Source organism: Butyricicoccus porcorum, assembly GCF_051246315.1.
GTDB lineage: Bacteria > Bacillota > Clostridia > Oscillospirales > Butyricicoccaceae > Butyricicoccus_A > Butyricicoccus_A porcorum.
Window position 1 is genome coordinate 883,536 of record NZ_CP178353.1, and the last position, 21,574, is coordinate 905,109.

Consider the following 21,574-nt stretch of genomic DNA (forward strand, 5'->3'; position numbering starts at 1 on the left):
TAAGCAAAGTTTATGACAAAGTTTATTGAAAAACAGGCCTCTACCATTGAAGAGGCTGTTCAGCAGGCGCTGGATGAGCTGGGCATGGACCGCGACAGCGTCAGTGTAGAAGTTCTGGAAAAGGGCAAAACCGGCTTCTTCGGCATCGGCGCGGTACCGGCGCGCGTCCGTGTTTCGTATGAGGAAGCAACCCCCGCGGGCGAGGCAAAGGCGTTCGTCGATGGCCTGCTCTCCCGCATGGGCATCAATGGCGAGGCATTCCCGATGGAAGGCGAGGATGGCCAGATCATTCTCGATATCCGCGGAGAGGATATGGGTGCGGTCATCGGCCGCCGAGGCGATACGCTCGACGCAATCCAGTACCTCACCTCCCTGACCATCAACCGCGGCAAGGAGGAGCATATCCGCATTGCCATCGATACCGAGGGCTACCGCGCAAAGCGTGAGGAATCGCTCCAGCGTCTTGCACGCAAAATGGCTGGCAAGGTACTCAAGTACCATAAAAATATGACGTTAGAGCCGATGAACCCGTATGAGCGCCGCATTATCCATTCGACCTTGCAGGATTATAAGGGCGTAACCACGTATTCCACCGGCACAGAGCCCAATCGCCGTGTCGTTGTTGCGCTCGAGCGCGGTGCCAGACCGCAGCGCGGCGGCTATCGCAGAGCGCCCCGTGACCGCGACAACAGACGCAATACCGCGGAGTAAAAATATCCAGTAATTCCCCCGCTGGCGGGAGGGATTACATATCATGAATGGAAATGAGGTATGATATGAGCACGACCATTGCCGCAATCGCGACAGGGCCTGCTGCCGGACCGATTGGCATTATCCGCGTGTCCGGACCTCAAACCCTTGCGATTGCAGACCGGATTTTTACCCCGCAGGGCGGCGGTGCGCTGTCTGAGCGCCCGAGCCGCCTGCTCACCTATGGCGCGCTGCATGCGCGCGATGGAAAAGTCATCGACCATTGCCTGTGCTGTGTCATGCATGCGCCCAACTCGTATACCGGTGAGGACATGGCGGAAATCCAGTGCCATGGCTCCCCTGCTATCCTGTCGGAGACACTTGCCGCGCTGTTTGCCAACGGCGCACAGCAGGCAGGGCCGGGCGAGTTTACGCAGCGCGCTTTTCTCGCGGGCAAAATGGATCTGTCCGGTGCGGAAGCCGTCCATGACCTTGTCACGGCAGCGACCGCACAGGCGGCAGAAAATGCGGCGGCACAGATGGACGGCGCAGTCGGCTCGCGCATCCGCGAGATCCGGCAGTGTCTGGTTGATCTGGTCGCGGAATTTCTCGCCGTGGTCGATTATCCGGATGAGGAAATCGATTCCAATCTGTTTGACCATGCGTGCGAAATTCTGCACAACGCAACCCGTGCACTCTATGACCTGGCGGAGACCTATGAACGCGGGCGCATCCTGCGCGAAGGCATCCCCTGTGCGATTCTCGGCCGCCCGAACGCCGGAAAATCATCGCTGCTCAATGCCCTTGCGGGCTTTGACCGCGCGATTGTCACCAGCGTGCCGGGCACGACGCGCGATGTGATTGAGGAAACCATCCGCATCGGCGTGGTTGTGCTGCATCTGTTTGATACGGCGGGTCTGCGCGATACACAGGACCCGGTCGAGAAAATTGGCATCGACCGCGCGATGAAGCAGGCGCAGGCATCTGCGCTCATTCTGGCGGTGTTCGATTCCAGCGATGATATTTCGGACGATGACCTGATGGTCATCGCCCGCACACACGGCAAGCGCACGATTGCGGTGCTCAACAAGAGCGACCTGCCGTCCGCGCTGGATGTGGCGACCATCCGCCGCCATTTTGAGCATGTCATTGCGGTCAGCGCCAAGACCGGCGAGGGCCTCAAGGAGCTGTACGACCTGATTCCTCGGGTTGTCGGCATGGATGGCATGTCCTATGATGGCAGCATTATCACGAATGCCCGTCAGGCAGCAGCACTGGTGCGCGCAGCCGAGCGCTGTGAAGCCGCGTTTGTCGCGGCGCAGCTCGGCATGACACCGGATGCGGTTGTCATGGATGCCGAGGGCGCGATTGCCGCACTCGGGGAAATCACCGGACAGGCGGTGCGCGACGACATTGTTGCGACAATTTTTGACAAATTCTGTGTGGGAAAATAACCGAACCTGCCGCCATTCCGGATGGAGCGATCTGTCCGGAATGGCGTTTTTTCCGAGCTTTTTGACAAAGACCGACCGCACTCCCCTTTGCGTATGGTTATGGGTTTTGCACATTTTACACAGAGTTATCAACAGGATAACCCGCTGATACGGCTTCGGCATTTGGGGAATGTGCAAAAAAATTGGATTGGATTTCCGTCAATTTGACGAAAACTATCCACAGATTTATCCACAGCTGTGGATAATCGATTGCTCCGCAATGGTTCACGCAGTCCAAGGGATTTTTCAGAGGTGAGCGATGCCGGTGGCATGCGAGCGCAGCGAGAGTGAGGCTCTGTCCCAATATAACGTCTGTACAGAGAGATAATGGATGTCGCCAGCCACACAAACGCTTTCCGTCTTCGACGCGCTGCGCCGAAGACACTTCCCTCCCGCTGGGAGACTTTTGGGGGCGGCGATGGAACGAATCTCTCAGATGGGGTTTTACAAAAAGTATAATTAAAATATAAATATACAAATTATGATAGAAAGGAGCGTGTTCAGATGCTATTTCAGGCAGGAAATTTTGACGTCGCCGTGATCGGCGCGGGTCATGCGGGCATTGAAGCTGCCCTCGCCTGTGCCCGGCTGGGATTACAGACCGTAATTTTTTCCATCAATCTGGATGCGGTCGGCAATATGCCGTGCAATCCCGCCATCGGCGGCACGGCAAAGGGTCATCTGGTGCGTGAAATCGATGCGCTGGGCGGTGAGATGGCGCGCGCGGCAGATGCCGCATGCATTCAGTACCGCCTGCTCAACCGCGGCAAGGGCCCGGCTGTGCATTCCCTGCGCGCGCAGGCCGACCGTTCGGCGTACCGCCAGTATATGAAGCATGTGCTCGAGCAGCAGCCGAATTTGATGCTCAAGCAGGCGGAAATTGTCGAAATTACGCATGAAAATAACGCCGTCACCGGTGTCACCACGCGAACCGGTGCGCATTACAGTGCAAGGGCGGTGATCTGTGCGACCGGTACCTATTTACAGGGACGCATCATCATCGGAGATATGTTCTATGACGGCGGCCCGGACGGCATGTTCGCCGCACTCGGACTGACCGATTCCCTGCGCGGCATGGGTCTCAATCTCATGCGCTTCAAAACCGGTACGCCGCCGCGCGTCAACCGCCGCAGCATTGATTTTACCGGCCTTGAGGTGCAGCAGGGCGAAAAAAACTGCATTCCATTTTCGTTTGAAACGGAGCATGCACCGGAAAACCGTGCGGTATGCCACCTGACGTATACCAACGCACAGACACACGAGGTCATCCGAAAAAATCTTGACCGCTCTCCCCTGTATTCCGGCAAGGTCGAGGGCATCGGCCCGCGTTACTGCCCGTCGATTGAGGACAAGGTGGTTCGATTTGCCGACAAGCCGCGCCACCAGCTGTTTATCGAGCCGATGGGGCTGGATACAGAGGAGATGTACATTCAGGGCTTTTCCTCCTCCATGCCGGAGGATGTTCAGCTCGAAATGATCCACACCATCAAGGGTCTGGAGCATGCCGAGGTCATGCGCCCGGCCTATGCCATTGAATATGACTGCATCGACCCGCTGGAGCTCAAGCCGACGCTGGAGACCAAGAAGATTTCCGGTCTGTACGGTGCGGGACAGTTCAACGGCTCCTCCGGCTATGAAGAAGCGGGCGCACAGGGTCTCGTCGCAGGCATCAATGCCGCGCTCAAGCTCAAGGGTGAGCCGCCGATGATCCTCGACCGCGCGGACGGCTACATCGGCACATTGGTCGATGATCTGGTCACGCGCGGCACGAACGAGCCGTACCGCATGATGACCTCGCGCAGTGAATACCGGTTGATTCTGCGGCAGGACAACGCGGATGAGCGCTTGGTTGGTATTGGCGCACGTGTCGGGCTTAATCCCCCGGAGCGGCTGGAAGCGGTGCGCAAAAAATATGCATGTGTTCAGCGGGAAATCGACCGCGTGAGCGCAGTCAATCTGTCGCCGTCTGACGACATGCAGGCATTTTTACAGGCACACAACAGCACGCCGCTCAAGTCCGGCTGCAAGCTGGCGGATCTCATCCGACGTCCCGAACTGGGCTATGACATGCTCGCGCCGTTTGACCTGGAGCGCCCGGCGCTGCCGGACGTCATACGGGAGCAGGTCGAGATCCGCATTAAATATGAGGGCTACATCCGACGTCAGCTGCATGACGTCGAGCAGTTCCGCAAGCTGGAGGGCAGACCTCTCCCGCAGGACATCGATTACAATGAGATCACATCTCTGCGCCTGGAGGCGCGGCAGAAGCTGCAAAAAATCCGTCCGCTGAACTTTGGACAGGCATCACGCATTTCCGGCGTCAGTCCGGCGGATATCACCGCCCTGATGATTGTCACCGAAGCGATGGAAAAGGAGAAACGCAACCATGAATGAACTGCTGAAAACCGGCTTTTCCGAGATGGGGCTGTCGGTTTCCGACGCGCAGCTGGCACAGCTGAACGATTTCACGGCGCGCATGCTGGAGACCAATAAAGTGATGAACCTGACCGGCATCACCGAACCGGAGGAAATCGCAACCAAGCACCTGCTCGACTGCGCTTCCCTGCTCACCGCTGCGGATTTTTCCAAAAAATCCGTCGTGGATGTCGGCTGTGGCGCGGGATTTCCCGGTATGCCGCTGCATATCCTGTGCCCGGACTGTGAGCTGACGCTGCTCGATTCCCTGCGCAAACGCATTCTTTTTCTCCAGTCGTGCATCGACGGCATGGGTCTCACCCACATCGAAGCTGTGCATGCGCGTGCGGAGGAATTTGCCGCAGCGCACCGCGAGCATTATGATTTTGCGGTTTCCCGCGCGGTCGCGCAGCTGAATGTGCTGGCAGAGCTGTCGCTCCCGCTGGTCAAGCCCGGCGGCATGTTTATCGCCATGAAGGGCAGGGACAGCGACGAAGAGCTTGCTGCGGCGAAAAAGGCGATTGCCGCATTGGGCGGCGAAGCGCCGCGCGTTGTGGATTATACCATTCCACACACGGATATTACGCACCGTCTGGTGTTGATTCGCAAGAAAAAGCCCACACCGAAGCAATATCCGCGCCCGTTCCGCAAGATTTCCGCGAACCCGTTATAACACCGTTCCCCGTCCATGTTTCACGTGAAACATGGACGGGGATTTACATCTTATGGAAATAACTGGAAATTATGCGTTTCACGTGAAACATTTCCCGGTGCGCACGGCACCCCGAAGAGGAAACGGGCATTTATATAGACAGTCCGCCGATGTTTCACGTGAAACATCACAACATATCACAAAATACACACAAATAAACCACGCTGCGAGGTTGTTTCACGTGAAACATCGTGCTATAATAGAGAGGCGAAATGATGGGACGCTGCGCCGGTTTCTCCGGTATTTGTCCCGTTTGTATCGGTTTCGCAGTTCTTGTTATCCGGAAAGGAAAGCCACGTATGGGAAAAATCATTGCGTTTGCAAATCAAAAGGGCGGCGTCGGCAAGACCACCACAGCCGTCAATCTTGCAGCTTCGCTCGCGGAACAGGGGAAAAAGGTTCTTGTGTGCGACTTCGATCCGCAGGGCAATGCGACTTCCGGATTTGGCATCGATCCCCGTTCTCTCAAAACCAGCGTGTATGAACTCACGGTCTGTGACGCGCCGGTGGAGGAAGGCATCATCAAGACCAAATGGGTGGACGTCATCGGCGCAAATGTCAATCTCGCCGGTGCGGAAATCGATTTGATTGAGCTTGACCGCCGGGAATACCGTTTGAAAATGGTGCTCGACCAGATCCGTGATGATTACGATTATATTTTTATCGACTGTCCCCCGTCACTCGGATTGCTGACACTCAATTCGCTGTGCGCCGCGGATTCATTCCTCGTGCCGCTGCAATGCGAGTATTATGCACTCGAGGGTCTGACTCAGCTGATGACGACCGTGCGCGCTGTCCAGCGCGGGCTGAATCAGGGCATCAAGATGGAGGGCGTCCTGCTGACCATGTTTGACGGCCGTACCAACCTGTCCATTCAGGTGGTCGAGGAGGTCAAGCGTCACTTCGGCAAAAAGGTATTCGCTACGGTCGTGCCGCGCAATGTGCGCCTGTCTGAGGCGCCGAGCCACGGCGAACCGATTACCGCTTATGACCGCTATTGCCGCGGGGCAGAGGCCTATATGGCGCTGGCACAGGAATTTATGCGCAGAAATGAAGCGTAAGGAGGGAGAGGCGCATGGCAAATAAAAGTTTGGGACGCGGGCTTTCCGCCCTGTTCGGTGAGGAAAACCTCGACCCGGCAATTCCGCCGACGAGCGCGGAGCCGGTGAAGCCGAAGAACGGCTTCCGCAATATCCCGCTGCGGCGCATTGAACCGAACCGCGCACAGCCGCGCCGTGAGTTCGATGAGAAATCATTGCAGGAGCTGGAAAACAGCATCCGCATTCATGGCGTGCTCGCGCCCATTACCGTCCGTCAGGGCGACAACGGGTATTACCAGATTGTCGCAGGGGAGCGCCGCTGGCGCGCTGCCAGACGCGCCGGGCTGGACACCATTCCGGCTATGGTCATCGATGCCGACGACCGCACGATGATGGAGCTTGCGCTGATCGAAAACTTGCAGCGTGAAGACCTCAATCCGCTGGAAGAGGCGGAGGGCTACCGCGCCCTGATCGACCAGTTCGGTCTCAAGCAGGACACGGTTGCAGAGCGCGTCGGGCGTTCGCGTTCCGCGGTCGCCAACAGTCTGCGCCTGTTGTCGCTCAGCGATGAGGTGCGCAGCATGGTCATCGACGGCAAGCTGTCCAGCGGACATGCGCGGGCCGTGCTCTCGATACAGGAGGAATCCAAACGGCTCGCCGCGGCGAAGACAATGGCAGATACCGGCATGTCCGTGCGGCAGGCAGAAGCGTATGCAAAAAAGCTGAATAAGCCTGCACAGGAGGATAAGCCTGTACCCGTGCCGAAGGAGTTCCAGCCGGATTATTACGCCGAATTACAACGCAAGCTGGAGGGCGCACTCGGTCGTCGCGTGCACATCGAAAACAAAAAGAACAAGGGACGGATTGAGCTGGAATATTACGGCGATGACGATCTGGAACGGCTGGTCAGTGCGCTGGCCGCTGTGATCCTTTGACGGAGGATTGCCATGAGTGAAGAAACAAAAAAGCAGAATCCCGAACCGGACAAGGCAGAGGATGATGTAACGATATATGAGGAAGCGGTGTCCATTGACCGCAGCAGACAGAAGAGCCGCAAGGTATTTGTCTTTTATATCATCGGCCTGTTCTGCGTGGCACTGGCGCTGATTCTGCTCAGCTATGTCATGCAGGCACATGCCAACCAGCAGCTCGAGGATCTGGGCGCACAGCTGACCGAACAGACCGATGCCGCCGCCGGCGCAAAGGCAAAGGCGGATCAGATGCAGGCGACCATTGACGCGATGCAGAAGCAGCTGGACGAGAGCCAGAAGGAATCCGATACGCTGAATCAGACCATCGACGAACAGAAAAAGTCGATCGATGCGCTGAACCAACTGTGGCAGCTGGAGCGCGCCTGGCAGGAGGATGACAGCGCGGCAGCCGTAACCATCATTAAGCAGATGGACAAGGCATATACACGCGCTGTCCTGACCGATCAGACAAAGGAACCGCTCATCGGCGAGGCGGCAGCGGAATATGCCGAAATCTGTACCGACCTGGGCATGTGATAGCAAGTCAATTCCATCGGGACGCCTGTGCGCCTCCGATTTGATAGAAAGGAACATGAAACGTGTTAGATGTAAAATTTATCCGTGAAAACGTGGAAAAATGTAAGACGCGCCTTGCCATGCGCGGCAAGAGCTACGACGAGGAGATCGACGCGGTTCTGGCGCTTGACCAGCAGCGCCGCGACATCATCGGCAAGGTTGAGACGATGAAGGCGGAGCAGAATAAAGTATCCAAATCTATCCCGAAGCTGAAGAAGGCAGGCGAGGATGTCACCGCGGTTCTGGCGGAGATGAAGGAACTGAGCCAGGGCATCAAGGAACTGGATGCACAGCGCACGGAGGTAGAGGAAAAGCTGCATGATACGCTGCTGACCATTCCGAATGTACCGGCTGACCAGGTACCGGAAGGTGCAGATGATACCTTCAATCCGGAGCTGCGCCGCTGGAGCGAGCCGAGACAGTTCGATTTTGAGCCGAAGGCACATTGGGATATCGGCAAGGATCTGGGCATTCTTGACCCGGAGACCGCTGCAAAGGTCACCGGCAGCCGCTTCCATTTCTACAAGGGCATGGGCGCACGCCTGGAGCGCGCGGTCATCAACTACTTCCTCAACACGCATACCGAGAACGGCTATACGGAGATTCTGCCGCCGTTTATTGCAAATGCCGCTTCGATGACCGGCACCGGCCAGCTGCCGAAGTTTGCAGAGGATATGTACCATCTGGAGAATACCGATCAGTACCTCATCCCGACGGCAGAGGTACCGGTTACCAATATGTACCGCGATGACATTATTCCGGCGGAGGCACTGCCGGTTCGCTATGCAGCCTATTCCGCCTGCTTCCGCGGCGAGGCGGGTGCAGCCGGACGCGATGCGCGCGGCCTGATCCGTCAGCATCAGTTCAACAAGGTTGAGTTGGTCAACTTCACCGCACCGGAGGATTCGTGGAATCAGCTGGAAAACCTGACCCATGAGGCAGAGCTTGTCTTGCAGGGTCTCGGCCTGCCGTACCGTGTTGTCATGCTGTGCACCGGCGATGTCGGCTTCAGCTCTGCCTGCACCTATGACATCGAGGTATGGATGCCGTCCTATGGCCGTTATGTCGAGATTTCTTCCTGCTCGAACTTCCTCGATTACCAGGCACGCCGTGCAAATATCCGTTGCCGCAACGAGAAGGGCAAGCCGCAGTATGCGCACACCCTGAACGGTTCCGGCGTTGCGGTTGGACGTACAGTTGCTGCGATTCTGGAAAACTACCAGAATGCGGACGGTTCGGTTACCATCCCGGAGGCGCTGCGCGGCTTCATGGGCACCGATGTCATCGGCAAGTAAACCGTATCATTCAGAACAAAACAGAAGGCAGCATCCCGCGGGATGCTGCCTTTTTTACTGTCCGGCCTGATTTATGCTGTTGGCAGTCAACTCGATATAATAAAACACCAGCGGGTTGACGTTGCCGGTTACCGGCAGGCCAAACAACTGCTGAAAGGTCATCACTGCATCGCGTGTCATTTCCCCGTAATAGCCGGTCTGCGGGATCGGAGTGATTTGGGGATATTCCTGCGCAATGCGGTTGAGCCAGCCCTGCAAACGGGAGACATCCTCCGAGCGCGAACCGAGGACAAGCGTCTGGGTGGGCGGGAGCACAACTGTGCTGACGTTTGCGGGCTGAGTGAGTTCAATTTCCTCATAGGCGGACAGCAGGGCTGCCCAGGTGTTGGCGCCCACAATGCCGTCCGGTGTCAGCCCGGCATAGTTCTGGAAGGCAATCACGGCGTCCTTTGTGTTCGGCCCGAATATGCCGTCGACGGGAATCACGGGCAACTGGTCATTATATGTGCCGACGACTGACAGAAAGAACTGGAGCAGGCGGACGGCATCGCCGCGCATGCCCTCACTGAGCACATAGGGCAGTTCACGTGAAACATCCTGAAGTGTGACACCTTCGGCATTCAACTCTGCCAGCCGGAGCACGGCATTGTAGACTGAGGTGATCTGATACCAGGTGGCAGGTCCGACAATGCCGTCCGGTGTGAGGTTAAAAATGCGTTGGAATTCTTTGACGGCATTTTCCGTGCTTAGGTCAAACACGCCGTTGACCGGATAAATTTTCGGGATGGCGGGATAGTTGTTGGAGATGCGATTGAGGCGCTGTTGCATGATTTCTACGCTGACCTCGACATCGCCCAGCCGCAGCGGATGGCCGGGATAGGACTGAACCAGCGGGCGGATGGGTGCAGTCCGGATATCCAGATTATCCCCGTAATAGTGCGTGAGGATTTCATATGGCGTCATACCCTGTTCCGCCAGGTCAACGGTACCCCATTGGCTCAACCCCTCGCACTGGACACGTCTGCCGTCACAATAGGCAGCAAACAGCGGCTGAACATAGCCGGGGCGTGCCAGATACTGGTCAAAGATTTCATTGACAATGTTTGCGACATTGCCGAAAATATCGCGGTTGTTGACAAATGCCTGGTCATAGGCGGTGGAATTGGTAATGTCAAAATCATAGCCGCGTGAGCGGTACCATTCGGTATAGATGCGGTTGAGTGCAAATGAAATCTCCGCATAGATGTTGGCGCGCAGGGCATTTTCCGGCCAGGTCGGATACAGCTCACTGGAGGCTACGTTCTGAATGTATTCCAGAAAGGGCACCGTGACATTGGGTGCCGGGTCATCCGGCCGCCCGAGGTGTACCGTGATGGTTTCAGGGATATAGGGAAAATCCGGCATTTATCTTACCCCCGATCCGGTGGGCCCGAGCTCGGCGCTGTTGATGATGAGCTTTTTGCGCTGTTCGTCGACCGAGCGCGGCGGTACCATGACCACGGGAAGCGTCGTGGGGATATCGGAAAACATTGCGACATCGAGCACCGTTACCGGACGGTAATCGGGATGGTCGATATCGACACGGTAGGTGGCAAACGGCGGCACAGCTTCAGGGGAGGCATTTTCCAGCGATGGCGTTTCCAGCTGGATGGGCGGTGTGGAGCCGCTCATGTCGGTGCGTTCTGTGATGCATGGCTGCAATACGCCGTTTGCATCCGGGCAGTAAACCGTGACGGTCGCGCCGACGACGGGGAGAGCACCGCGTGCCGCGCGCGTCTGTACAATCAGGGTGCCGGTTGGCATAATCAAATCCGCTCCTTTCCTGTTCCGCAGGGGGAACAGGACATTGTATGCAGGCGGGCATAGGGGGAGAACAGAAAAAAGCACGTTCCGCATGTAGAACGTGCTTTTCAGCCGGAGCATTCGTTTATTTTTGGGTAATATAGATATTATCTACAATGATCCAGGGATTAGAAATGTCCTGACAATACGCGTACATTGTCAGGAATTTTACCTCGCTGACATCAAATTCAAATTTTACCGATGCGGCATTGTTATTCAGATTGTCTGTTGTAAAGATAGGGGTATTGTCTTCATCGCAGAATACAAGCCAGCATCGGCCGTCGCGTGGTTCTTTTTCCAGATAGATACTTCCGGAGACTGATTCATACTTCTGATCCAATTCCCAGCGTATGTAACTCTTTTCTTTATCTTTTTCCCCACAGCATAGTGTATAGCAATCCTTATGATGCCAGCCTTCCACATCTACGATATCCGATTCGTAATATGATACACTGATCATTTCATTGGAGCTGCTGCTGTATTCCGGAAGGTCGAACAGCACCAGTTGATTGCCCGTTGATCCGGTATTCTCCTCTGAAGAACTGTCGGAACCGGAAACACCATCAAGCGCAGGAATGACTTCCCGATACGAATCACCGCATTTGGAACAGGTAAATTCCTCATATCCATTTTCATCTGTTGTTGCGGCTGCATAATCTGAGCGGTGATAGTCATGGTCACAGACTGCTTTCGCACTGCCGGATGTGTCGGCGGTATTGTTGTTGTTTGTTTGGTCGACAGTTACGTTGATATCCTGTCCGGTGCATCCGCAGAGTATGCCGCACAGCAGAATACAGGGCAGCAAAAAGTGGTTTTTCATTACGTTATCGCTCCTTTATGTTCGTTGCATGATATACTGCGTGAATGCGCTCTGACAAACGGCGTGGTCGGGGCGCATGCTGATATGGTAGGTTGTCCAGTTTGGGACACGGATGCTGAATTTCAGGCAAGGCGGTTCGTATTGTGTGGTGTGATCGAAATAATCATCGAAGTCGTCTTCGCTGGTGTAGCTGGGATTATATCCATAATCGAAATAAAAACTTTCCGAAACCATGCCGTCCGTACCGTGTTCTACCATTTTGGGGCCTTCATCTGCAAACCATACGATGGAATCTTCGTAGGAATTGGAAACTGATGCAGTTACCATATAATTTTCCAAGTCAATCGAGTCAAGTTCCATCGACACGGTGTCATTGTTTAAGTAACTTGTATGGTTGTTGAGTTCATTAGTTGATTCCGTTTCCCATGTACCTGTCACATCCCATTGGAACGAATCGTTATACGTGAGCGCGTCATATGTCCAGTAGCCATAAGTCCCTTCACTGTAAAAATAATAATTCAGCGAAACTGTTCCATTATACGAACCATATGTGTTTGTGTACGATACATCATAGGTAAAGCTGGAACCGCAGATTTCTGCGGAACCGTCTTCATACGCATCGAATGACTGATCGGTTAAAGAACAGGAGTCAAAATAATAACAGTCCATTTCTGCATTTGCGGTTTTCTCCGGCAGTCCGTTCAACGGGATAATCTCCATACCGGCTGTGCCTTCCGGGTCGGTACAGCAGTTGTCCAGAATCCAACCACCCTCGTCATAATAGTTGTAAAACAAAATATAATCAGCGATATATCGATAATTTTCGTTTTCCATTGTTACGGTACAATATACTGTATCATCTTTTTCATTGGTCTGGCGCTTTTCTATGGTTATATCGGTCACATCCAGAACAAGAGGAGTTTCTTCATAGTTGTCATAGATATAAATCGTCCGGACATCTTCCGACAGATCCTCTGCCATCTGCTTTTTAGAAGGCACGGATGAGCCGCAGGCAGTCAGCCACAGAAGGCCGAGCACAGCAAGCAATCCGGCGGTAAAATCTGTTTTCCATTTTCCTTTCATTCCCAAATCCTCCCTGTAATTATCTTACGGATCTAATTTTATCATATTTTTGGGGAAGGTAAATTTCTATATACCACATTACTCTGTACATAGTAACGTCGTAACATCTGATTATTACATTTATCAGCTTGATTTTTTCCGGAATCCCCGCGCGGTATTTTTTTTTGCTATTATATTATATAGTTGGGGAGGGAAGCTATGAAACCGGTTGTTTATGTCGTACATTGTTATGGTACAATCCAAATCCGTTTGAGAGAATATATGGATGCCAGGCACATCACCCGCAATGCGCTTGCCCGTGCGGTGAACACCCGCTTTGAAGTGATTGACAAATGGTATCAGGGGCATGTCGAGAAGATTGACGCGGATGTACTCGCGCGGATTTGCTTTGTCATGGGCTGCACGCCCGGCGATCTGATCCGCTATGTGCCGAATGAAGAAGAAAAATAAAACATGCGCTCTGAATCAGCACAAAGCCGGTTCTGGGCGCATGTTTGTTTTATCAGAGAAATCCGGGCGGCTCATTTCCGCCAACAGTCTATGTTTTGAATCGCAGCGGAAAATCGAGTCATTGTTGGCGCGCTCTGTGAGATCTGGTATCTGATGATGGGCACACCATAACGGTAGGCGATTCTTTTTCTGAAACAGCGTGAGGTATGCGGTCTTATTGATCTGCCGCGGATTCGCGCGCGAGCAGGTATAATTTTTGTGAATCACAGCATATCATGAACAGGTAGTCCTCATAAGAGGCGATGGCATAGGTGGTTTCGCTGTCGCCACTTTTGACTGTAACGCATGTGCCGCAATCGCCCTGCTCTATCGTGTAGTCAGATGTCTCATCGAAGGCGTGCAGCTTGCCGTCAGCGGAAAAACTCATTGTGGAATCTTTGTCATAGACATCAATCCATTCGCCCTGAATGGATTCCGCATCGACTGCATCGCGGCCATCGCGCACGTAATACAGTTCTGCGTGATCCTTTGCGGAATAGGCAATCATGACATCCTGCAGGACAGCGGCCGTAATTGCCTCATCGCCGTTGTCTGCGGTACAGGTGACATATTCCACGTTGTCAAACAGCTGGGCAAGGCTGAAGTCGGCATTTTCTGCGACATAAGCAAAGGTACCGGTGCGGTTGTTCTTTGTGTGGTCAACATAGGTGCCGTCTTCGTTGAAGTCGAGAGGCGAACCGGCGGGGGAAACCCACGTGCCGGTAACCGGTGTATCCGGCGTGACGGATTCCGGTTTCTCCGGTTCGGGAGCGACCGACATACAGCCGCACAGCATGCCCATGGCCATGGCACAGACAGCCAGGACAGAAACAATTCGTTTTTTCATGTGATCTCCTTCTTTTGTTGTATGGGATAATTCAGGACGGCAGTACAGCGGCAGGGGTCAGGAGAGCCGGTGCACATTGCCTGCTTCATTATAACGGACAGGCGGGCGGGATTCAACTGTTTCCGCCGGATACATTACAGAAAAAGGGGTGCATCGAATTCGATGCACCCGATGGAATGGGCATATCATTACTGCTTTTCTGCCAGCAGACGTTTCATAGCGGTTGTGACAATGGCATGGTCATCCAGATGATTCGGCTCACCGGAAACACAGACGGAACCAATGATACCGGTTCCCTTGAGGATAATCGGCATGCCGCCGCCGCCCGGTGCGAAATCATCCGGATTCAGCTTGCGGCTCTCCAGTGTCTCGCCGTTTTCTTCCAGCCAGCAGCCGAAACGCAGGGAAGCCATCTGCATCAGCTCCACTGCATTGCGCTTGCGCTCCAGCCACAGCTCACTGTCCGGCAGGGCGCCGTCCTGGAAATACCGATAAACGACAAGGCCATTGATGACAATTTCTGTCGCAAGCGGTGCGGGATACTTTGCGGATTCTTCGTTAATCAGCTCGCCCAGACGGAAGGCATCCGCACGGGAAAAAGAGGAAAAGGTAAGTTCCTGTTCCAGAGCCAGAAGGGATTCATTGGTGATGGACATAATCAGTACCGCCTTTCAATACAAATAGTATAAAAGTATATTGATAATACAATATAAAACATCCGGGAGAAGGACGTTCCACCTTGTATCGCCATGGTATCATGTGTCCGGACGATTGTAAAGGCTGAATTTATGCGCAATTTGAGCAGAAAATCACAATAAGATACACAGACAGAAGCGAGGCTTTTTGTACTATAGGCGACAGGAAAACCATTGGGATGGAAAAAGGGAAAGAAATATGGGAAATTTGTCGAAATTCATTGCTTTTTATGACAGAGTTGGCTATAATAGACAACGATTGGAGCAGGAAAACTGACACCTTTGGGGAATCAGAATCGTTTGTCTGATATAGAAAATCGACAGAGAGGAGTTTACACGATCATGGAACATGAGTTTGAACCGGACAAGGATAAAAAGCATCAGCAGGCACAGGACAGTCTGAATGACCTGCAGCGCGTGCTGGAACAGATAAAAACGGATGAGACGAAACAGCCGGACAATGAGCCGGCGCCGGAAGAACCGACTGCACAGGATGAGCCTGTACAGCCGCAGGAGGAAGCAGAACCGGAGGAGGCTTCGGCAGAAGCTGCTGCGGAGCAACCGGAGCAGCCGGAGCAGGCAGATGTCGAACAGATGCAGCGGGAAGCGATTCTCGACGGACAGGCCAAACGCCGCCATCCGGATCAGCCTGCCGCTACCGTACATCTGGACAAGAAGCATGCGACAAAGAAAGCAGGCACAAAGCAGGCTGGCCAAAAGCCCGCAGCCGCGAAGAAGGGAAAAAACAGCAAGGCACGTGCGGCACGCCGCCGCAAAAAGCGCCTGATGCGCCTTGGCACGATCGTTGTTGTGCTGCTCGTTGCCATTGTTCTGGTTGTTTCCGCAGTCAAAGCGGTGACAGGCAGGGGAAATTCCACAGCGCAAGGTTCGGGTATTTCCACCGAAGCACCGGAGAAGAAGGATGACCGTCCCGCAAGCCAGCAGGAATCCGAACAGTATCAAAAGATTAAGGACGACACATCGCTGCCGGCGTATGCGCTCGAATATCCGGGCCTGTATTCCGATGCTGTGAGCAAGCCGAACAAGGAGAGCGAGGAAAAGGTCTGCTATATGACCTTTGACGACGGCCCGTCCTCGACCAATACACCGGGCATTCTCGATGTACTCAAGGAGAAGGGTGTCAAAGCTACCTTCTTCATTGTCACCAGTGAGATTGACGGCAATGAGGATATCATCAAGCGCATTGTCGATGAGGGTCACACGCTGTGCATTCATGCGAACGATCACGACTACGGTCAACTGTATGCTTCGACAGAGGGATATCTCAACGATTTTGCCGCTGCATATGATAAAATTTATGATTTGACCGGCTACCGTGTTCAGGGCTTCCGTTTCCCGGGCGGCAGCAACAACTCGGTGATGCAGCGCCATGGCACCTATGATGCCATTGTCAGTGAAATGACGCGCCGCGGCTTTGAATATTACGATTGGAATTCCTATGCACATGATGCGGAAAACGGCAATTATACCGTTGCACAGATGGTGGATTATGCGGTCAGTGAGGTCAGCGGCAGCTCGCGCAATGACGTCATCCTGCTCATGCATGACACCTATGGAAAGGAAAAGACGGTAGAAGCACTTCCGTCAATCATTGATAAACTGAAGGACTCGGGCATTGATATGCTTCCAATTACCAACTCCACCCGTCCGGTACATTTTGAGGTGGATGAAACCACTCCGTCGGATATGCCGGAAGAGGACAGCAGCTCTGACAGCTCAGACAGCGGGGACACCTCCGATTCGGAGGACAATGATACATCCGAAAACTGATCTATATGCACGGAGCCTGCCGCATGCGATGCCATGCGGCAGGTTTTTTTATTTGTCCACAGCGCGGAAAGAAATCAACCTGTACAAATGATATCCAGCTGTTAATATTACATTTAGTATACTGAAATAATAATTTTATGAAAGGTGATACCATGATTTTTTGCAAGAGAAGAAGCTGTCCGGCGCGACAGGTCACGGAATTCAATATGCAGCTCAGCGGGCTGAAATGGAAGGTAAAAAATTTCACCGGCGGAGAGATCTATGTTTCGCTCGGCGCATATGATGAGGTCAACAATGTGCGCATTGCGCCGGGAGCATATGATATCCTGATCGACCGCGATCCACAGACCGCTACGCGCCGCACCTCGCGGCTGATCCAGGTGTATGCCGAAGCAGAGGGCGAGGTGGAAGTGATGTATGCGTGACATCTCCGCTTTATTGTTTCCGTCTTCGGCGCTGTGCGCCGGCAGCCGATTGGCGCAATGATTCCGTGTAATTGGATATTTTCAATTGTGCGCGTCTGGGGTATAATAAAAGAATCACAAAAACCCTGAGGTGCTGACTATCATGAAAGACGGATTTATCAAAGTCGCGGCAGCCACGCCGGAAATCCATGTGGCAGACTGCGCATTTAATGCGGACAACATCCTCGCGCTGTGCCGTGAGGCAAATGAAAAAGGCGTGCAGGCAGTCTGCTTCCCGGAGCTGTGTCTGACCGGCTATACCTGTTCCGACCTGTTTTTACACAATATCCTGCTCGACGGCGCAAAGCAGCAGCTGCTGCGCATTGCCGGAGAGACTGCGGAAATGGACATGCTGATTGTTGTGGGTCTGCCGGTACGCGTGGGCGGCACGCTGTACAACTGTGCGGCGTTTCTGCACAAGGGTAACATTCTCGGCATGATTCCGAAGCGAAACATCCCGAATTATACAGAATTTTATGAGCTGCGTCATTTTACCGAAGCAGATGACGATACCGAGGAATATCTCGAATGGGATGGTCAGGAATTCTGCATTGATCCCAATCAGATTTTCTGCTGTACCGATCTGCCGGATTTTGCGGTTTCCGCGGAGATTTGTGAGGATCTGTGGGTACCCAATCCGCCGTCCAGTGATCTGGCCTGCGCCGGTGCGACCATTCTCTTCAATCTGTCCGCTTCGGATGAAATCATCGGCAAAGCGGCATACCGCCGCAATCTGGTTTGCATGCAGTCCGGCCGCGGCCTGTGCGGTTATATTTACTGCGATGCAGGCCAGGGCGAGTCATCCACGGACCTGGTGTTTGCCGCACACAATATCATTGCGGAAAATGGCACGCTGCTGGCACAGTCGCCGCGGTTTGCCACCGGTCTGACGATTTCGGAAATCGATGTCACACGTCTGACTTATGAGCGCCGCCGTCAGAATACCTTCCGGGAAGGCTATGTTTCCCGTGTCTGGTTTGATATGGAGCTGCGCGAGACCGAGCTGACCCGTCCGATTGCACAGACACCGTTCGTGCCGTCAGACAAGGGCGACCTCGCTGCACGCTGCGAAGAAATTCTGACGCTTCAGGCAACCGGCCTTGCGACACGCGTGCGCCATGCGCATGCGAAGACGGCAGTCGTCGGACTATCCGGCGGATTGGATTCCGCACTTGCGCTCATCGTCACGGTTCATGCATTTGATCTGCTCGGACGCGACCGCAGGGACATCATTGCCGTTACGATGCCGTGCTTCGGCACGACCAGCCGCACGAAGAACAATGCGCTGACCCTGGCCGCAGCGTATGGCACAACCTGCAAGACGATTGAAATCGGTGCATCGGTCACGCAGCACTTCATCGACATCGGCCACGATATGGAAGACCACAGCGTCACGTTTGAAAACGGCCAGGCGCGTGAGCGCACCCAGGTGCTGATGGATCTGGCGAACAAGACCGGCGGCATGGTCATTGGTACGGGCGACCTGTCCGAGCTGGCACTCGGCTGGGCAACCTACAACGGCGATCACATGTCGATGTACGGCGTCAACAGCTCGATTCCGAAGACGCTGGTGCGTTATCTGACCGCGTATGAAGCGGACCGGGCGGGCGGTGAGACCGGGCGCGTGCTGCGCGATGTGCTCGCAACACCGGTTTCCCCGGAGCTGCTGCCGCCGAAGGACGGCGAAATCTCGCAGAAGACCGAGGAGCTGGTCGGCCCCTACGAGCTGCATGATTTTTTCCTGTATTATCTGCTGCGCTTTGGCATGGAGCCGAAGAAGATTTTCCGCATGGCAAAGCAGGCGTTTGCGGGCGTGTACGACGATGCCACCATCAAAAAATGGCTGACGACATTTGTCCGCCGCTTCTTTATCCAGCAGTTCAAGCGTTCCTGCCTGCCGGATGGCCCGAAGGTCGGTACGGTCACACTGTCGCCGCGCGGCGACTGGCGTATGCCGTCAGATGCCGTCAGCGCGCTGTGGATGGAACAGTGTGAGCAGCTGTAAACAGAAAAATGCGCGATTTGCGGCGGGATGTGCCACTGACACATTCCGCCGCTTTTTTCACGCTTTGAACACTATTTGTATATTTTGCACGAAAGATTTGTTAAATCATTAACAAATTGTCAATAAGTATGAAAAAAGATGGGTAAGTTCTTGTTAAATTGATTCTTTTATACAAAATAAATGGGTGAAATTCTTGACAAACCCTTGCGAATGAATATAATATTTATCGTATACATGTGTGTGTGTATATGTATTAACCCACATTCCATGAAATGCAGCGTGCATTTTGGCGTAAAGCCAGATCGCCCGGATGCTCGCATGTATTCATATTTTGGAATTCATTTTTTTGGGAGGTTTACTGGTATGGATTTTAGGCTTACAAAAGAGCAGGCAATGGTTCAGAAGATGTGCCGTGAATTCGCGGTCAACGAAATTGAGCCGATTGCCGCAGAAATCGACGAGCAGGAGCGTTATCCGCATGAGACCGTCGAGAAGATGCGCAAATATGGCCTGATGGGCATTCAGTTCCCGAAGGAGCTCGGCGGCTCCGGCGGCGACACCATCTGCTACACGATTGCAATCGAAGAAGCATCCCGCTTCTGCGGCACCACTGGCTGTATCATTTCCTCGCACGCTACCCTGTGCGCATGGCCGATTTATAAGTACGGCACGCCGGAGCAGAAGGAAAAGTGGCTCCGCCCGCTCATCAGCAGCACCAAGACCGGTGCATTCGGCCTGACCGAGCCGAACGCAGGTACCGACGCTGCGGGCCAGCAGACTGTTGCTGAGAAGCAGGAGGACGGCTCCTACATCGTCAACGGCTCCAAGGTATTCATCACCGGCGGCGGCGTTGCAAGCACCTACGTTATCTTCGCGATGACCGATAAGAGCAAGGGCACCCGCGGCATTTCCGCATTCATCGTTGATAAGGACGACCCGGGCTTCTCCATCGGCAAGATCGAGCATAAGATGGGCATCCGCGGTTCCCAGACCGCTGAGCTGGTATTTGAAGACATGCACCTGCCGGCAGACCGTCTGCTGGGCAAGGAAGGCCAGGGCTTCAAGATCGCTATGACCACCCTCGACGGCGGCCGTATCGGCATCGCTTCCCAGGCACTCGGCATTGCGCAGGGCGCACTGGATCAGGCTGTTCAGTACATGAAGGAGCGCGTTCAGTTCGGCAAAACCCTGTCCAAGTTCCAGGGCCTGCAGTGGATGATCGCTGACATGGAGACCCAGGTTGAGGCTGCCCGCCTGCTGGTTCGCCGCGCTGCATTCAACGAGGATCATGGCCTGCCGTATAACAAGGAAGCTGCTATGGCTAAGCTGTTCGCTGCTGAGACCGCTATGGACGTTACCACCAAGGCACTTCAGATCTTCGGCGGTTACGGTTACATCCGTGAGTACCCGCTGGAGCGCATGATGCGCGATGCCAAGATCACCGAGATCTACGAGGGCACTTCCCAGGTACAGCGCATGGTAATCGCAAACAACGTACTCGGCAAGTAAGAATAGGGAGGATTACAGTATTATGAAAGTTATCGTATGCGTAAAGCAGGTTCCGGATACCTCTGGTAAGGTTGCTGTCAAGCCGGACGGCACCCTGGACCGCGCTTCTATGGCTGCTATCATCAACCCGGACGATAAGAACGCAATCGAAGCAGCTCTGACCCTGAAGGATCAGACCGGCTGCAAGGTTATTGTTGTCACCATGGGTCCTCCCCCGGCAGAAGGCATGCTGCGTGAAATCCTGGCAATGGGCGCAGACGAAGCAGTTCTGGTATCCGGCCGTGAATTCGGCGGTTCCGACACCTTCGCTACCTCCCAGATCCTGGCAGCAGCAGTGAACAAGATCGGCGTAGAGTCCGATGACATCGTAATGTGCGGCCGTCAGGCAATCGACGGCGATACCGCACAGGTAGGCCCGCAGATCGCAGAGAAGCTGGGCATCCCGCAGATCACCTACGTTGCAGACCTGAAGGTAGAGGGCACCGAGGTAACCTGCAAGAGAATGCTGGAAGATGGCTACATGACCATCAAGACCCAGACCCCGTGCCTGCTGACCGCAATCAAGGAACTGAACACCCCGCGCTACATGAGCGTAGGCGGCATCTTCGATTGCTACAGCAAGCCGATGACCGTATTTGATTTCAACGCACTGAAGGATGATCCGCTGATTGAGCTGGACACCATCGGCCTGAAGGGTTCTCCGACGAACATCTTCGCTTCCTTTACGCCCCCGCAGAAGGGCCAGGGCGAAATGCTCGAAGGCGCTGACCAGAAGACTGTCGACGTACTGGTTGACAAGCTCCTTGCCAAGCACATCATCTAATTGAAAGGAGAAAC

General features: G+C 54.2%; 20 protein-coding genes. 14 read left to right on the plus strand and 6 right to left on the minus strand.

Translation table 11 applies throughout. The features are described from left to right. Positions 1 to 12 precede the first annotated feature (12 nt). The 8 genes from jag to serS all read left to right on the plus strand — a co-directional run bounded on the left by jag (position 13) and on the right by serS (position 9,192). The gene (jag, locus tag ACLM7Z_RS04290) at positions 13 to 711 is read left to right on the plus strand and encodes an RNA-binding cell elongation regulator Jag/EloR (RefSeq protein ID WP_087019612.1); all 699 of its coding nucleotides are present in this window, start codon (positions 13 to 15) and stop codon (positions 709 to 711) included. 65 nt (positions 712 to 776) lie between these two features. Continuing rightward, positions 777 to 2,144: a tRNA uridine-5-carboxymethylaminomethyl(34) synthesis GTPase MnmE gene (gene mnmE / locus ACLM7Z_RS04295; RefSeq protein ID WP_087019815.1), complete on the plus strand. Its 1,368-nt coding sequence runs from the start codon at positions 777 to 779 to the stop codon at positions 2,142 to 2,144. 543 nt (positions 2,145 to 2,687) lie between these two features. Next, a complete protein-coding gene (gene mnmG, locus ACLM7Z_RS04300) occupies positions 2,688 to 4,577 on the plus strand; it encodes a tRNA uridine-5-carboxymethylaminomethyl(34) synthesis enzyme MnmG (protein WP_435645616.1) in 1,890 nt (629 codons plus the stop codon). Next, complete coding sequence (gene rsmG / locus ACLM7Z_RS04305) at positions 4,570 to 5,271, plus strand: 16S rRNA (guanine(527)-N(7))-methyltransferase RsmG (RefSeq protein ID WP_087019606.1); 702 nt, start codon at positions 4,570 to 4,572, stop codon at positions 5,269 to 5,271. Before mnmG ends, rsmG begins: the two co-directional genes overlap by 8 nt. 338 nt (positions 5,272 to 5,609) lie before the next feature. After that, a complete protein-coding gene (locus ACLM7Z_RS04310; RefSeq protein ID WP_435645617.1) occupies positions 5,610 to 6,371 on the plus strand; it encodes a ParA family protein in 762 nt (253 codons plus the stop codon). A 14-nt stretch (positions 6,372 to 6,385) separates the two neighbouring features. Then, positions 6,386 to 7,285, plus strand: coding sequence for a ParB/RepB/Spo0J family partition protein (locus ACLM7Z_RS04315; protein WP_087019600.1), 900 nt, complete (start codon positions 6,386 to 6,388; stop codon positions 7,283 to 7,285). A 12-nt stretch (positions 7,286 to 7,297) separates the two neighbouring features. Then, positions 7,298 to 7,858: a hypothetical protein gene (locus ACLM7Z_RS04320; protein WP_087019599.1), complete on the plus strand. Its 561-nt coding sequence runs from the start codon at positions 7,298 to 7,300 to the stop codon at positions 7,856 to 7,858. Positions 7,859 to 7,920: 62 nt separating this feature from the next. Next, positions 7,921 to 9,192 carry a serine--tRNA ligase gene (gene serS / locus ACLM7Z_RS04325; RefSeq protein WP_087019596.1) on the plus strand — a complete coding sequence of 424 codons (1,272 nt, stop codon included), beginning with the start codon at positions 7,921 to 7,923 and terminating at the stop codon, positions 9,190 to 9,192. A gap of 54 nt (positions 9,193 to 9,246) precedes the next feature. On the opposite strand, the gene ACLM7Z_RS04330 is transcribed toward serS, so the two are convergent. The 4 genes from ACLM7Z_RS04330 to ACLM7Z_RS04345 all read right to left on the minus strand — a co-directional run bounded on the left by ACLM7Z_RS04330 (position 9,247) and on the right by ACLM7Z_RS04345 (position 12,937). Further along, positions 9,247 to 10,596, minus strand: coding sequence for a peptidoglycan-binding protein (locus tag ACLM7Z_RS04330; RefSeq protein WP_435645618.1), 1,350 nt, complete (start codon positions 10,594 to 10,596; stop codon positions 9,247 to 9,249). Beyond that, positions 10,597 to 10,995, minus strand: a complete 399-nt coding sequence (locus tag ACLM7Z_RS04335) for a hypothetical protein (protein ID WP_087019589.1) — start codon at positions 10,993 to 10,995, stop codon at positions 10,597 to 10,599. A gap of 124 nt (positions 10,996 to 11,119) precedes the next feature. Further along, positions 11,120 to 11,854 carry a hypothetical protein gene (locus ACLM7Z_RS04340; protein WP_087019586.1) on the minus strand — a complete coding sequence of 245 codons (735 nt, stop codon included), beginning with the start codon at positions 11,852 to 11,854 and terminating at the stop codon, positions 11,120 to 11,122. 15 nt (positions 11,855 to 11,869) lie between these two features. Then, positions 11,870 to 12,937 (minus strand): hypothetical protein, encoded by a 1,068-nt coding sequence (locus tag ACLM7Z_RS04345; protein ID WP_273350375.1) that lies wholly within the window; start codon positions 12,935 to 12,937, stop codon positions 11,870 to 11,872. Between the two features lie 198 nt (positions 12,938 to 13,135). Here ACLM7Z_RS04345 and ACLM7Z_RS04350 point away from each other — a divergent pair, with 198 nt between their 5' ends. After that, positions 13,136 to 13,387, plus strand: coding sequence for a helix-turn-helix domain-containing protein (locus ACLM7Z_RS04350; protein WP_242969824.1), 252 nt, complete (start codon positions 13,136 to 13,138; stop codon positions 13,385 to 13,387). 214 nt (positions 13,388 to 13,601) lie between these two features. On the opposite strand, the gene ACLM7Z_RS04355 is transcribed toward ACLM7Z_RS04350, so the two are convergent. Continuing rightward, entirely contained in the window at positions 13,602 to 14,273 is a 672-nt protein-coding gene (locus tag ACLM7Z_RS04355) for a hypothetical protein (RefSeq protein WP_273350376.1), read from the minus strand. 188 nt (positions 14,274 to 14,461) lie between these two features. Next, complete coding sequence (locus ACLM7Z_RS04360; RefSeq protein ID WP_435645619.1) at positions 14,462 to 14,929, minus strand: heme-binding protein; 468 nt, start codon at positions 14,927 to 14,929, stop codon at positions 14,462 to 14,464. Between the two features lie 381 nt (positions 14,930 to 15,310). Between ACLM7Z_RS04360 and ACLM7Z_RS04365 the strand changes: the two genes are divergently transcribed. From ACLM7Z_RS04365 to acrB, 5 genes are all read left to right on the plus strand, one after another. After that, the gene (locus ACLM7Z_RS04365; protein WP_435645620.1) at positions 15,311 to 16,759 is read left to right on the plus strand and encodes a polysaccharide deacetylase family protein; all 1,449 of its coding nucleotides are present in this window, start codon (positions 15,311 to 15,313) and stop codon (positions 16,757 to 16,759) included. Positions 16,760 to 16,911: 152 nt separating this feature from the next. Beyond that, positions 16,912 to 17,184, plus strand: coding sequence for a hypothetical protein (locus ACLM7Z_RS04370; RefSeq protein ID WP_087019565.1), 273 nt, complete (start codon positions 16,912 to 16,914; stop codon positions 17,182 to 17,184). Positions 17,185 to 17,326: 142 nt separating this feature from the next. Then, positions 17,327 to 19,228 (plus strand): NAD(+) synthase, encoded by a 1,902-nt coding sequence (locus ACLM7Z_RS04375; RefSeq protein WP_087019562.1) that lies wholly within the window; start codon positions 17,327 to 17,329, stop codon positions 19,226 to 19,228. A gap of 363 nt (positions 19,229 to 19,591) precedes the next feature. Beyond that, on the plus strand, positions 19,592 to 20,737 hold the full coding sequence (locus ACLM7Z_RS04380) for an acyl-CoA dehydrogenase (protein WP_087019559.1): 1,146 nt from the start codon (positions 19,592 to 19,594) through the stop codon (positions 20,735 to 20,737). Between the two features lie 22 nt (positions 20,738 to 20,759). Continuing rightward, entirely contained in the window at positions 20,760 to 21,560 is an 801-nt protein-coding gene (acrB, locus tag ACLM7Z_RS04385; RefSeq protein WP_087019554.1) for an acryloyl-CoA reductase electron transfer subunit gamma, read from the plus strand. Positions 21,561 to 21,574: the final 14 nt, after the last annotated feature.

What these genes read in the sequence shown, in the direction of transcription:
- jag (WP_087019612.1), top strand. Translation starts at nt 13, where the DNA reads ATGACAAAGTTTATTGAAAAACAGGCCTCTACCATTGAAGAGGCTGTT.
- mnmE (WP_087019815.1), top strand. Translation starts at nt 777, where the DNA reads ATGAGCACGACCATTGCCGCAATCGCGACAGGGCCTGCTGCCGGACCG.
- mnmG (WP_435645616.1), top strand. Translation starts at nt 2,688, where the DNA reads ATGCTATTTCAGGCAGGAAATTTTGACGTCGCCGTGATCGGCGCGGGT.
- rsmG (WP_087019606.1), top strand. Translation starts at nt 4,570, where the DNA reads ATGAATGAACTGCTGAAAACCGGCTTTTCCGAGATGGGGCTGTCGGTT.
- ACLM7Z_RS04310 (WP_435645617.1), top strand. Translation starts at nt 5,610, where the DNA reads ATGGGAAAAATCATTGCGTTTGCAAATCAAAAGGGCGGCGTCGGCAAG.
- ACLM7Z_RS04315 (WP_087019600.1), top strand. Translation starts at nt 6,386, where the DNA reads ATGGCAAATAAAAGTTTGGGACGCGGGCTTTCCGCCCTGTTCGGTGAG.
- ACLM7Z_RS04320 (WP_087019599.1), top strand. Translation starts at nt 7,298, where the DNA reads ATGAGTGAAGAAACAAAAAAGCAGAATCCCGAACCGGACAAGGCAGAG.
- ACLM7Z_RS04330 (WP_435645618.1), bottom strand. Translation starts at nt 10,596, where the DNA reads ATGCCGGATTTTCCCTATATCCCTGAAACCATCACGGTACACCTCGGG.
- ACLM7Z_RS04335 (WP_087019589.1), bottom strand. Translation starts at nt 10,995, where the DNA reads ATGCCAACCGGCACCCTGATTGTACAGACGCGCGCGGCACGCGGTGCT.
- ACLM7Z_RS04340 (WP_087019586.1), bottom strand. Translation starts at nt 11,854, where the DNA reads ATGAAAAACCACTTTTTGCTGCCCTGTATTCTGCTGTGCGGCATACTC.
- ACLM7Z_RS04345 (WP_273350375.1), bottom strand. Translation starts at nt 12,937, where the DNA reads ATGAAAGGAAAATGGAAAACAGATTTTACCGCCGGATTGCTTGCTGTG.
- ACLM7Z_RS04350 (WP_242969824.1), top strand. Translation starts at nt 13,136, where the DNA reads ATGAAACCGGTTGTTTATGTCGTACATTGTTATGGTACAATCCAAATC.
- ACLM7Z_RS04355 (WP_273350376.1), bottom strand. Translation starts at nt 14,273, where the DNA reads ATGAAAAAACGAATTGTTTCTGTCCTGGCTGTCTGTGCCATGGCCATG.
- ACLM7Z_RS04360 (WP_435645619.1), bottom strand. Translation starts at nt 14,929, where the DNA reads ATGTCCATCACCAATGAATCCCTTCTGGCTCTGGAACAGGAACTTACC.
- ACLM7Z_RS04365 (WP_435645620.1), top strand. Translation starts at nt 15,311, where the DNA reads ATGGAACATGAGTTTGAACCGGACAAGGATAAAAAGCATCAGCAGGCA.
- ACLM7Z_RS04370 (WP_087019565.1), top strand. Translation starts at nt 16,912, where the DNA reads ATGATTTTTTGCAAGAGAAGAAGCTGTCCGGCGCGACAGGTCACGGAA.
- ACLM7Z_RS04375 (WP_087019562.1), top strand. Translation starts at nt 17,327, where the DNA reads ATGAAAGACGGATTTATCAAAGTCGCGGCAGCCACGCCGGAAATCCAT.
- ACLM7Z_RS04380 (WP_087019559.1), top strand. Translation starts at nt 19,592, where the DNA reads ATGGATTTTAGGCTTACAAAAGAGCAGGCAATGGTTCAGAAGATGTGC.
- acrB (WP_087019554.1), top strand. Translation starts at nt 20,760, where the DNA reads ATGAAAGTTATCGTATGCGTAAAGCAGGTTCCGGATACCTCTGGTAAG.